The following is a 12987-nucleotide window of genomic DNA, read 5'->3' as shown; positions in this document are numbered from 1 at the left end:
ACAGGACTTCTCCTTTCTAGGATTCCCAAAAAGAGTATGCTTGTTTACAACATGGTCAATTTTTTGTGTTTGTCTTGAGACAATTCACCATCCAGCCGAAAAAAGCATATCACTGAGAACACAAATATGGTATTGTGGCGACAGACATTAGTCTTAGTTTTGGCAGTCTTTTTCCTGAGTTGGAATCCACCAGCATTAGCTGACTGGACTCACCCCCTCTCCTTCAGTAATGCGGAGCTGAGTCGTCGGGATTTTTCGGGAGAAAGTTTACAAGCATCAGAATTTTCTAACGCTAATATGGAACTCGTAAACTTTGCAGGTACTGACTTGCGAGGTGCGGTAATGAGTGCATCGGTGATGACACAGGCAAAATTACATGGTGCGGACTTGAGCAATGCCCTAGTAGATCAGGTAAACTTAACAGGTGCGGATTTAAGTGATGCCATTTTGCGAGAAACTCTGTTACTGCGAGCCATATTTACAGGCGTAAATATCGAGGGTGCAGACTTTACAGATGCAATTTTGGATGGAGCGCAAATCAAAGAATTATGCGCGATCGCCAAGGGGATAAACTCAAAAACTGGTGCGGATACTCGTGAGTCTTTAGGTTGCAAATGAAGCGTATTGGTGTTATCGGTGGCGGACAATTAGCTGGAATGATGGGTAGTGCCGCCACAAAATTGGGGTTAGAATTAGTCATCCAAACCCCTAATCCTGGGGATCCAGCTGTTGCCATTGCCCAGGATACTGTGTTTGCCGCAGTAGATGATGCATCTGCCACAGATAAATTAGCTAGTCTGTGCGATATCATTACTTTCGAGAACGAATTTGTCGATTTACCAGGGTTATCCGCCCTAGAAACATCCGGTGTGTGTTTCCGTCCCCCCCTAGCAGCTTTAGCACCACTGTTAGATAAATACCACCAACGCTGTTATTTACAAAAATTAGGGTTGCCAGTACCGTCTTTTCAACCGTTAGAAGCAATCACCACAACAGAAAATCTCACTTTTCCCATTGTTATAAAAGCCCGTCGCCATGGTTACGATGGACAAGGCACCTATATTATTTCTCATCAGGCACAATGGCAGGATTTTGCAAACACAAGTAGGCGGAAAAATCAAGACCAAAAATCATTATTTTTAGTCGAAGAATATGTGCCCTTTGTGAGGGAATTAGCTATCATAGCAGCCCGTTCTGTCAATGGGGAAATCATCACCTATCCCGTAGTCGAAACTCAACAGCAAGAGCAAGTTTGTCGGCGTGTCATTGCTCCAGCAGACGTGACTCCAGAAATTGCTAGAGAAATTACAGAAATTGCCGGGATTCTATTAGATAAACTAGAATTCGTCGGGGTTTTGGGAATTGAGTTATTCCTCACCGCAGAAGGGAAAGTATTAGTCAATGAAATCGCTCCCCGCACCCACAATTCTGGACATTTTTCCCTGGATGGATGCCACACTTCCCAATTCGAGCAACAACTGCGAGCAGTTTCTGGTCTATCTTTGGGCAATCCGGGCTTGACTTTTCCCGGGGCTGTCATGGTAAACTTGCTGGGCTATGAAACCTCTGAGAGTGACTATAGCCATCAGCGTCAGCAAATTGCCCAAATTCCCCAAGCCTACGTCCATTGGTACGAGAAAAAAACATCCCGCCCAGGACGCAAGCTAGGTCATGTCACGGTTTTATTAGATGAGCCAAACCGGGAAACCGCATTGGCGATCGCCCGCAAAATTGAGTCTATCTGGTACCCCCATTCCAGTTAAGAAATATTTTGCAATTGGACATACACAACATCATTTTTGCAAGTTATAATAGATTCAAGTTGTACTGCAACGTTGGTGACTGCCATCAAGTTTTTTGATCTATGTCTTTAAGAATAAGGGAACCAAGGAATTTTCGCGGCAGTAAACCGAGCTTGTACTCGGAAACTTTAAGCGAAAAAAAACGGATCCCCCCTGGTTTATCCAGGTCAAAAACTTAGGTAAAACGGCGTTGCGGTCAAATTAAAATTACAGTAAAAGCTCTTCCGTGGAAATCATTGGAGAGCTTTTATTTTTTAAGATGCGGGTAGGATTGAAATACCAAAGTTAAAATATTTTTCGCAACTTTCGACGTAGATTCCAAATCATATATCCCAACATTGAAAATGGAGATTTATGGCTGTATAACCTCAAATAATAATATTGGCGCTTTTCCATTTTCCAATTGTCATACCAGGAATGGTCGGTCATAAAATTAATTTCATCGATATCGGGAGATTCACAAGCCAATTTCACCGCTTCTTCGAGCAAAAGACTTCCCGGAGAACATTTCGAGTAGCTCGCATCGTAACCCAACTTCCAAATTAAAACTAATCGCTCGAGACGAACCGCCAAATTCACCGCGATCGCCTTTCCTTCTGCTGTCAATATTTGCCATTCCAAAAATCCCGCACTCGAAAGTCGCTGGCACAGACTTCGATAAAATGCGAGCGCTTGTGGGCAATTGATTATCGCAGTTCCGACATCTTCTTTCCAACTTTTGGCTTCCACTTCTACCAGTTGGGTAAGATATTCTGCGGTTGCTTCTTTACCATTAATAAAATTGATGTTCGCATTTTCCAAAGCATGTAATTTCTTATTAGCTTTATTGAGATTGCTTCTAAAATTTCCACTCAAATTCGATCGATATTTCGCAAAATCATTACCAATAGGGATATAAGCACCCACACTGTCAAATTCTTTTATCAAAGTAAAATTTGCTAACTCCTCAAAAACTGCGATCGTGGGAGAATTTTCCGGCAATCGATCGAACACTATCCCAATTTGACGCGGATACAATTCCACCATTTTTTCTACCAAAGCTGGAATGACGATATTTTCTAAACCCGGTTTTGCCAGTATGTCAACCGAACAACTTTGTGACGATTGTCGCAAACCCAAAACGGATACCTTCAACCCCAACAAATTCCAGGTTTTGGCGACTGATGGCATCACACCCACCAATTCCGAATCTTGAAAAGCCAACAAACATACCCAGGACTCATTTTGTGCCAAATAATGCTCGAAATAGGACGATACCCATGCATGGGAAGACATCGGCAATTGTTGGAGACTTCCAAAAGCCAACCGATTCCAACTATCTGCGTGGGGTTCGAGTTCTGCGAAATTTCGAGCCACTTTGATTTGTAGTTTGATTTGTTTTTGTTCTTTTGCAAATAAATTTCGATCGAGAAGCATCGCCGTAGTACCTGAGTAATGTAGCTTTTACTACAATCATTTAAAATGATAATGATACTATTTCTCACAATAGCTAGCATTTTCAAGATATCTTTGCAAAAATAGATGTATAAATAAATTTTTGATAAAGAAATTCGTACGTAATTAGACAATAAGTAGAAAAAATAAGGCATTTGCGATCGCAGGTATCGAAAAACCACTTCCAAAAAACTTGCCAACAACTGGGGAACAATTAAGAGATATGGTTCTTCATTACTTGTTATGCTAAAAATGCTTATAAAATAGCTCAAATTCATTACTGGACAAGAAAGATAGCTTTTAAAATCGGATTTTAAGCCTTTGGAACAAAATAAAGCTTAAAAGTTCCCAAAAGCCTTGCTATTAAAGGTAAATCTCGAATTAGAGTTTCAAGTTTGGCATAACACCTACGGAAGAGCCAGATATATTTATTGATCGAAATATATGCGATCTAAAATATATACAAAAGCAAGTGACGGCAAGAAATTGGCAAAACAAAGACTCGATACTTTACTCGTAGAAAAAAACTCTGTACTTCTCATACTTTGGCACAACACCTGATTCAAGCAGGAGAAGTTACGGTTAACTCTCAAGAAACACATTACGTTGAGTCAGAAATGGGGGTAAGTTCCAAACCAAAAGCCAAAGCTTTTTTCTTGACACACATCTTGCACCAAGAAAAATTGATGTAATTTTATTACTCAGTAAAGCTGTAAACTTTTCAGATTATTCTCTCCCGAAAGTGATAAAAGATAGATCACTACTCATTACTTATTACTCATTACTCATCTTGATACCGGGAAATTGGCATTTTGTATAAATTGATTCTAACGAGGGAAGAAATTCAAGCTAACATTTCAAAATTGTGCCCACTTGTGCGTACAATCAGAAAAATTCTTATCAAAACAAAATCATAACTGTGTTTCCAGCTGCGGTTTTAACATTCAGCAACGGTTTAACTCTTATTCATCAAGAAATTCCTGCAACCCCTGTGGTGGTAGCGGACATTTGGGTAGGTGCTGGTAGCAACGCAGAGCCAAAACCCTGGTTTGGGATGGCTCATTTTCTCGAACATATGATATTTAAAGGTACAGCGAACCTAGCACCGGGAGCTTTTGACTATCAGATTGAAAGTCGAGGGGGAATGAGTAATGCTGCAACCAGTTATGATTATGCCCATTATTCCCTGACAACCGCCACACCTTTTGTCAGCGAAACCCTACCACACCTAGCAGACTTGCTCTTGAATGCAGCTATACCCGATGATGAGTTTATCCGCGAACGGGATGTCGTCTTAGAGGAAATTCGCCAAGCAGAGGACGATCCTGATTGGTTAGGATTTCAATCTCTGATTAATAACGTCTATGAATACCATCCCTATGGGCGATCGGTACTAGGTTCAGTTCATGACTTAATGCAGCAGTCACCAGAAGCAATGCGTTGTTTTCACCAAAATCACTACCAACCGGAAAATATGACGGTAGTGTTGGTTGGGGGAATTGCTCAAGAACAAGCTGCGGAATTAGTTAACCAAGCCTTTAGTGATTTTCGCGCACCTGGGGTTTCATGTCCACTACGGGAAACCATTCCCCAACCCCAAATCACCGAGATTCGCCGCCAAGAGTTATCATTACCACAACTGGAACAATCCAGGATCATGATGGCATGGACTGCCCCCGGCGTGGAAAAATTAGATGATGCCTACGGTTTAGATTTACTATCGGTGTTACTCGCAGAGGGAAGAACCTCCCGTCTCATGCGAGATTTACGAGAAGAAAGACAATTAGTTCAGGGAATTTGTAGTAATATTTCCCTACAAAAAGAATCCAGCTTATTTACCATCTCTGCTTGGTTGGAACCAGAGGATATTGAAAGTGTGGAATCTGCAATCCGTTTCCATTTAGATAGCTTGCAGACTCAGGGAATTACAGAAGCGGAATTAAATCGTGCTCAAAGATTATTGTGCAATGAGTTTGCTTTTTCTACGGAAACTCCCAATCAACTCGCTGGACTTTATGGATATTACAGCACCATTGCCCACGCCGATTTAGCAATGAAATATACAGACAAAATTCTATCTTTTGATACTCAACAACTGCAAAAATTAGCTCAGAAGTATCTTCTACCAGATAATTATGCTGTAACCGTGATGAAATCTTAAATATTTATCAGTGAATCATCAAAAGGTAAGTCAATAAATAGACAAATTTATTCATCTTTACTCAATCATCATTACCTACCTTGAAATGCAGCTGAGTATCACCAATGACTAACCACGAATAAATCATCACAATCCTATGACACCCAACATCGATCGCACTGTATTAAATAATGGTATTGTCCTGCTAGTAACGGAGAACCCCACAGCAGATATCGTTGCAGCCAAGATTTTTTTACGCTCTGGAAGTAGTTACGAAAAGCGTGAGCAAGCTGGTTTAACCCATTTACTGTCATCGGTGTTGACAAAGGGATGTTATGGACTTTCTAGCATGGAAATTGCCGAACAGGTAGAGTCTGTGGGAGCAAGTTTAGGTGTTGATGCATCCTCTGATTATTTTTTGCTCTCAGTTAAGACTGTGACTAGTGACTTTGCCGAGATTTTAGAATTAGCAGCAAAAATCTTGCGATCGCCAACTTTTCCAGAAACTCAAATCGAACTCGAACGACGTATCACCCTGCAAGATATTCGCTCCCAAAAAGAACATCCCTTCACTGTTGCCTTTGACCAACTGCGTCATACAATGTACCAAGACCATCCCTATGCCATGTCTGCCTTGGGATATGAAAATACAGTTAGTAAACTTACCCGTGATGATTTAGTTAACTTCCATCACACCCACTTTCGTCCAGATAATGTTGTTATTAGTATTGCGGGTCGCATCACCTCCGAGGAAGCAGAAACCTTAGTTAACAGCATTTTTGGAGATTGGCAAAATAATTCTCCTGAATTAGAAGTATTAAATTTTAATCAAATTACCGTAGAACCACGGCAAGTACTGACAGCTCAACAAACACAACAATCCATTGTGATGTTAGGTTATTTTGCTCCTGGAGTATTTTCTGCTGATTATGCTGCGTTGAAATTATTAGCAACCTATCTCGGAAATGGACTTTCTAGTCGTTTGTTTGTCGAGTTGCGAGAAAAACGAGGTTTAGCTTACGAAGTTTCGGCTTTTTATCCCACAAAACTTTTCCCCGCTAGTTTTGTTGTCTATATGGGAACAGCACCAGAGAATACAAAAATTGCCCTGGAAGGTTTACATACCGAAGTCGATTTACTTTGGCAAAGTACCCTAGAAGTAGACGCACTACAAGCAGCAAAAAATAAAATTCTGGGGCAATATTCCCTAGGAAAACAGACAAATGGGCAAATTGCTCAACTATATGGTTGGTATGAAACCCTAGGATTAGGAATTAACTTCGATCAGGAATTTCAAAAGCAAATCTCTGATGTCACAGTCAAAGACGCGATCGCCGCAGCAACCCAGTATCTTCAGCAACCTTATATTTCTCTTGTGGGGAGAGAGGAAGCTATTTGCAGCGCAGTCAATGTCAGGGGTAAGAGTTAAAACTATTCGCAACTGCTCTTTCAACGCAGCTTTCCCAGAGTAATTATGTTTTGTAATGGGGTGACTGAGTACAGTCAAAGTAACATACTGCTTATATAAGCAGAGAATCAAACCCAGAAATTTTGTTAATAACTACACAGGGCTATAACATCAGTTATGGCTAAACAAATCAGCTCATCTATGGTAGTCAATACCCGATTGTAGCTTTGTTCTTGGTGAGGTTAAAGATTTTGCGAGCAACATACCAATGTAAACATCTATGTTATTGATATAAATTTACTTACCTATCTGGGAATACTAGATGCGAAAGTATAAAGTAATGAACTATGGTTACCACTCTAGTCAGTATTCCCGGATATCAAGTTAGTGAGCAAATATACGATGGTTCCAGAACCCAAGTGTATCGCTGTATTCGAGAAACTGACTCATTACCAGTGGTAATCAAACTGTTGAAAAACCCTTACCCTAGTTTGTCTGAACTGGTAAAATTTCGCAATCAATATACCATAGCCAAAAATATTCAGCATCCCGGAATCATCCAAAGCTATAGCCTAGAACCCTATCACAATGGCTATATGTTAGTCATGGAAGACTTTGGAGGGATAACTATTAAGGATTACTTAAACTCATTAGCAACACAAAATATCAATTTATTACAAGAATTTTTGCAAATCCTCATTTCTTTGTGTGACGTACTAGAAATTCTCTACCGTCAAAGAATTATTCATAAAGATATTAAACCCAGTAATATTTTAATTAACCCTAAAACTAAACAAGTAAAATTAATCGACTTTAGCATTGCATCCCTATTACCACGGGAAAGTCAAGCATTCATCAGTGCTAATGTCTTAGAAGGAACACTTGCTTATATTTCTCCTGAACAAACAGGAAGAATGAATCGGGCAATTGATTACCGCACAGACTTTTATTCTCTAGGTGTTACTTGCTACGAACTACTCACAGGAGAATTACCATTTCCATCCAAAGAAGCAATGGAGTTGGTACATTGTCATATAGCAAAAATACCCCCGACATTAGGAAATCGAACAGAAATTCCTCCAGTATTAGACAGTATTATTCAGAAGCTTATGGCAAAAAATGCCGAAGATAGATATCAAAGTGCTGTCGGATTAAAGTACGATTTAGAGGAATGCTTATCTCAAATTCAGGCAAAAGGAAACATTGCGGACTTTGAAATTGGGAAAAGAGATATTTGTGACAGATTTGCCATTCCAGAAAAATTATATGGCAGAGAAAATGAAGTTCAAGAACTACTGGCAGCATTTGAGAGAGTATCACTAGGAAACAGCGAAATTATGTTAGTAGCTGGTTTTTCTGGCATCGGCAAAACTGCGGTTGTCAACGAAATACATAAACCGATTGTCAGGCAAAGAGGCTATTTTCTTAAAGGTAAATTTGACCAATTTAATCGCAACATTCCCTTTTCTGCATTTGTACAAGCATTCCGAGAATTAATGGGACAATTACTTACAGAAAGTGACATTAAAATTCAAGGATGGAAAAGAAAAATTCTGCAAGCATTAGGAGATGATGGACGGGTAATTATTGAAGTAATTCCGGAATTAGAAAGAATTATTGGGATTCAAGCACCTGTAACCGAATTATCCGGAAGTGCGGCACAAAATCGCTTCAATCTCTTATTTCAAAGGTTTGTTAAGCTATTTACAACTAAGGAACATCCCTTAGTAATATTTTTAGATGATTTACAATGGGCAGATTCAGCTTCTTTAAAGTTGATACAGTTGTTAGTTAGTGATGTCAAGCAAGGATATTTATTATTAATTGGGGCTTATAGAGATAATGAAGTATCACCAACTCATCCGTTGATTTTAACCTTGGATGAAATTAGAGAAGCAAAGATAATTGTCAATACACTAACTTTAAAACCTCTGAGTCAACTAAAATTAAATCAATTGGTGGTAGATACATTAAAATGCGCGGAAGGTTTAGCATTTTCTCTATCACAATTAATTTACCAAAAAACTCAAGGAAATCCATTTTTTGTCAATCAGTTTCTCAAATCATTACATCAAGATGGAATAATTGAATTTAATTGGCTAGAGAAATGCTGGCAATGTGATATATGTAAAATTCATCAGCAAGCACTCACGGATAATGTTGTTGAATTTATGGTCTTTCAATTACGGAAATTACCAGAATCAACACAAGAGGTTTTAAGGTTAGCTGCCTGTATTGGTAATCAATTTGATTTACAAACATTAGCAATTGTTTGCCAATTATCTGAGGTAGAAGTAGCTGCTGATTTGTGGAAAGCTTTACAGTTGGATTTGATTTTACCAGAAAGTGAGATTTATAAGTTTTATCAGGAAGAAGATAAAGAAGAATTATTTGTAATAAATGATAAGAGTCCAGTATTAGCTAAGTATAAATTTCTGCACGATCGCATTCAACAAGCAGCCTATTGCCTAATTCCAGAGGAACAGAAACAAGTAACTCATCTCAGAATTGGACAACTGCTTTTACAGAATACTAATGAGGTGCAACAAGGTGAGCGAATATTTGAGATTGTTAATCAGCTAAATTATGGGAAATCACTCATTTTTGATATTCCTCAGCGTCGTCACTATGCCCAATTAAACCTGAAAGCAGGACGTAAGGCAAAAGCATCAACTGCCTACAGCACAGCGATGATTTATCTCAATCATGGGATAGATTATTTAACAGCAAGCGGTTGGGAAACTGATACTTTTCTGATGCATAGTTTATACGAAGAAGCCGCAGAAGTTGCATTACTTAATTGTGATTTTGAGCGCATGGAATCGTTGATTCAGGTTGTGTTGCGACAAAGTAGTAGTGTACTTGAACAAGTAAAAGTATATGAGGTCAAACTTCAAGCTTATCAGGTACAAAATCAACAACTTCAGGCAATTAAAATTGGGAGAGAAATTCTGCAAAAACTGGAAGTTATTCTTCCGGAATCTGCCACACATCTGGAGATTCAGCAGCAGGTAGAAAATACCCTGGAGAAATGCCAGAGTCTTACTAGCGAAGATTTAATAAATCTACCATTAATGCAGGATACAAAGGCTTTAGCGGCTTTGCAGATTATAACTAGCCTTGTCCCATCTATCCATCAAGCAGCTCCCTATCTCTTTCCCATCATTGCTTGTGAAGAAGTCAAGTTATCGCTTAAATATGGCAATTCTCCGTTGTCTGCACCTGGGTATGCAGATTTTGGAATTGTTGTCAGTATTGTATTGAATAAGTTGGAAGAGGGTTATAAATTTGGGCAGTTAGCACTCAGAATGATGGATAAATTTTCTGATAAATCTGTCCAGAGCATGGTTCAGTTTAAAGTAGCTGCATTTAATCAGTCAAATCAACAAAGTATTCAACAGGCGATCGCGTTATTAAAGGAATCCTACCGAGTGGGATTAGAAACAGGGGATTCCGTTCATACCCTAGTCTCCACTTCCTTTAGATTACTCTATACCTATTTAAGCGGGACAGAGAATTTAGAAAGCCTGTTAGAAGAAGTAGAGATTTATCAATCAAGATTCGCTGCAAGTAAACATTTTTTAACTTGGGCACATATTATTAGTTATTCTATTAAAAACTTTATAGACCTAAGAGAAAATCCCAATTGTCTTGGTTATGATATTGATGAAGAAGAGCAGTCTTTATCGGCTCTCATCAAAGAAAATGATGAACTGGCTCTTTATTTATTTTACCTCTGCAAGTTGATACTTAATTATTATTTTGGGTATTTTTCCTTTGCTCTACAGAAAGCAGACTGGGCAGAAAAATATTTGAAAGCAGGAGTAGGGATGCCTGTTGCTCCAATTTACTACTACTATGACTCCCTAATTCGTTTGAGTGTTTTTCCCACAGTCGCTTTTTCACAACAAGAGCAATTTCTCTTACGAGTTCAGGAGAATCAGGAGAAGCTACAATTTTATGCTCAAGCTGCACCAATGAATTATCAACACAAATATCATTTGGTAGAAGCAGTACGATATCAGATATTAGGCAAGAAATTAGAGGCAATTGATTGTTATGAGCGCGCGATCGCTGGAGCAAAAGAAAACGGTTACATCCAAGAAGAAGCCCTAGCTAATGAACTCGCTGCCAAATTTTATCTTGATTGGGGTAAAGAGAAAATTGCCCAGATATATATGATCGAGGCTTACTATTGTTATTTTCGTTGGGGAGCTAAAGCCAAAATTATGGATTTACAAACCAACTATCCCCAACTGCTCCAGTCTATTTTGCAACAGCCTAAATCCAGTTTCCATGTTCTAGAAACCCAAAATACCCTACACACCGATTCTATTCATTCTTACACCCAAACCTCTAACAGTCTTTGTGATGTGTTGGATATGATGTCGGTAATCCAAGCTGCTCAAGTTCTTTCCAGTAATATCCAACTTGATGAACTACTTCAACAACTCACCCAAATCATTCTGAAAAATTCTGGAGGTGAGAAGTGTGTACTAGTTTTGCCCCAAGATGATATTTGGCAAGTCAGGGCGATCACTACCCTGGAAGACACCATACTTTGTACAGAACCCCTCGACGATCATCCCTGTGTACCAAATAAATTGATTCAGTATGTTAAGCGGACTCAAGAAGTTGTCAAGATTGATGATCTCAAAACCGATTTACCTGTAATTGATGACTATCTCAGTCAACAAAAACCGAAAAGTATACTATGTTTGCCGATTCTCAACCAAGGGCATTTAGCGGGAATTATTTATTTGAAAAATCGCTCAACTAGCGGTGTGTTTACAAGCGATCGCATTCATATATTAAACTTACTATGCGCTCAGGCAGCAATTTCCTTAGAAAATGCTCGACTTTATGAAAATTCCCAGAAGTTCGCCCAGCAGCAAACACAATTTCTAGCCAAATTACAAGCTAATGAAATCCGCTTCCAAAATTTGGCAAATAATATTCCTGGTATGGTTTACCAATTCTGTCTCGCCCCTGACGGTTCCACTTCTACACCATACCTGAGTTCTGGCTGTTTCGACTTGTATGGGTTAGCACCAGAGACGGTAATGAGCGGGGAGCATAACCTTTACGCTCTCCATCATCCTGAGGATGAACCAGCGATCGCCCAAGCAATTGCCTACTCTGCCCAAACTCTGACACCATTTAAGGAAGAATGGCGGATTATTTTGCCTTCGGGAATTATCAAATGGGTACAATCGGCAGCTCGACCAGAGCGACAAGCTGATGGTTCTATTCTATGGGATGGAGTTGTCATTGATATTAGCGATCGCAAAGCAGCTGAAGCCCTGATAATGAAAAAATCCCAAGAGTTGGAACAAACACTCACGGAGTTACAAGACACCCAACTCCAAATGGTTCAACATGAGAAAATGTCGGCTTTAGGTAATTTAGTGGCAGGGGTAGCCCACGAAATGAATAATCCTTTGGGTTTTATTTCTGCAACTCTCAAACAAGCAAAACCCACTCTTGGTGATATTACTCAACATTTGCAACTCTATCAAGAAAGTGTAGAAAATCCAGGGGAAGAAATCCTCGAGCATGCAGAGGAAATTGACTTAGATTATAGCTTAGAAGATTTGCCCAAGATGTTTGATGCTATGGTCATAGCCTGTGACAGGTTGAAAAATATTAGTACCAGTCTCAGAACTTTTTCCCGTGCTGATAAAGATTACAAAGTGGCTTTTAATATCCATGAAGGTATTGATAGTACAATTTTAATTCTCAAACATCGGTTAAAAGCGAATGAACTACGCCCTGCAATTGAAGTAATTACAGAGTATGGGAACTTACCCCACATTCAATGTTTCCCTGGGCAATTAAATCAGGTATTTATGAATATTCTGGCAAATGCCATTGATGCTCTAGATGAGTCGAATACGGGGCGAAGTTTTGAAGAAATTAAGGCAAATCCCAATCAAATTATCATTAAAACATCAATTGCAGATAACCAGGTGAAGATATCAATTGCCGATAACGGTAAGGGAATGAGTGAATCAGTCCAAGAAAAAATCTTTGACCATTTATTTACAACAAAAGCTGTGGGTAAAGGTACGGGTTTAGGATTAGCGATCGCCAAACAAATTATTACAGAAACCCACGGTGGTAAATTAAGTTGTAATTCTATGATTGGTGAGGGTACGGAGTTTAGTATTGAACTGCCAATGTCGGATTTTGCCTAGGAAAAT

At 39.2% G+C, this 12987-nt stretch carries 7 protein-coding genes and 1 other RNA gene; 7 read left to right on the top strand and 1 reads right to left on the bottom strand.

What is annotated here, in order from left to right:
- The first annotated feature begins 126 nt into the window (after positions 1-126).
- From IJ00_RS13175 to ssrS, 3 genes are all read left to right on the top strand, one after another.
- Complete coding sequence (locus IJ00_RS13175) at positions 127-618, top strand: pentapeptide repeat-containing protein (RefSeq protein WP_035153710.1); 492 nt, start codon at positions 127-129, stop codon at positions 616-618.
- Entirely contained in the window at positions 615-1763 is a 1149-nt protein-coding gene (locus IJ00_RS13170; RefSeq protein ID WP_035153708.1) for a 5-(carboxyamino)imidazole ribonucleotide synthase, read from the top strand. Before IJ00_RS13175 ends, IJ00_RS13170 begins: the two co-directional genes overlap by 4 nt.
- Positions 1764-1821: 58 nt before the next feature.
- Positions 1822-2005: non-coding RNA, 6S RNA (ssrS, locus tag IJ00_RS27775), on the top strand.
- 82 nt (positions 2006-2087) lie between these two features.
- On the opposite strand, the gene IJ00_RS13165 is transcribed toward ssrS, so the two are convergent.
- Positions 2088-3158, bottom strand: a complete 1071-nt coding sequence (locus tag IJ00_RS13165; RefSeq protein WP_168163474.1) for a GNAT family N-acetyltransferase — start codon at positions 3156-3158, stop codon at positions 2088-2090.
- A 623-nt stretch (positions 3159-3781) separates the two neighbouring features.
- On the opposite strand from IJ00_RS13165, the gene IJ00_RS29685 reads away from it, so the two are divergent.
- From IJ00_RS29685 to IJ00_RS13150, 4 genes are all read left to right on the top strand, one after another.
- Positions 3782-3928, top strand: a complete 147-nt coding sequence (locus tag IJ00_RS29685) for a hypothetical protein (protein ID WP_238178509.1) — start codon at positions 3782-3784, stop codon at positions 3926-3928.
- 227 nt (positions 3929-4155) lie between these two features.
- Positions 4156-5397 carry a pitrilysin family protein gene (locus IJ00_RS13160; RefSeq protein ID WP_035153705.1) on the top strand — a complete coding sequence of 414 codons (1242 nt, stop codon included), beginning with the start codon at positions 4156-4158 and terminating at the stop codon, positions 5395-5397.
- Between the two features lie 136 nt (positions 5398-5533).
- Entirely contained in the window at positions 5534-6805 is a 1272-nt protein-coding gene (locus IJ00_RS13155; protein ID WP_035153703.1) for a pitrilysin family protein, read from the top strand.
- Positions 6806-7131: 326 nt separating this feature from the next.
- Positions 7132-12981, top strand: a complete 5850-nt coding sequence (locus IJ00_RS13150) for an ATP-binding sensor histidine kinase (protein ID WP_035153701.1) — start codon at positions 7132-7134, stop codon at positions 12979-12981.
- The last annotated feature ends 6 nt before the right edge of the window (positions 12982-12987 follow it).

The organism is Calothrix sp. 336/3, assembly GCF_000734895.2.
Lineage (GTDB): Bacteria > Cyanobacteriota > Cyanobacteriia > Cyanobacteriales > Nostocaceae > 336-3.
Note: the sequence above shows the minus strand (reverse complement) of the source record. Positions and strands in the feature narration are given on the sequence as shown.

Bases quoted from the DNA above. Each gene is read 5' to 3' on its own strand.
- IJ00_RS13175 (WP_035153710.1), top strand. From the start codon at position 127: ATGGTATTGTGGCGACAGACATTAGTCTTAGTTTTGGCAGTCTTTTTC.
- IJ00_RS13170 (WP_035153708.1), top strand. From the start codon at position 615: ATGAAGCGTATTGGTGTTATCGGTGGCGGACAATTAGCTGGAATGATG.
- IJ00_RS13155 (WP_035153703.1), top strand. From the start codon at position 5,534: ATGACACCCAACATCGATCGCACTGTATTAAATAATGGTATTGTCCTG.
- IJ00_RS13150 (WP_035153701.1), top strand. From the start codon at position 7,132: ATGGTTACCACTCTAGTCAGTATTCCCGGATATCAAGTTAGTGAGCAA.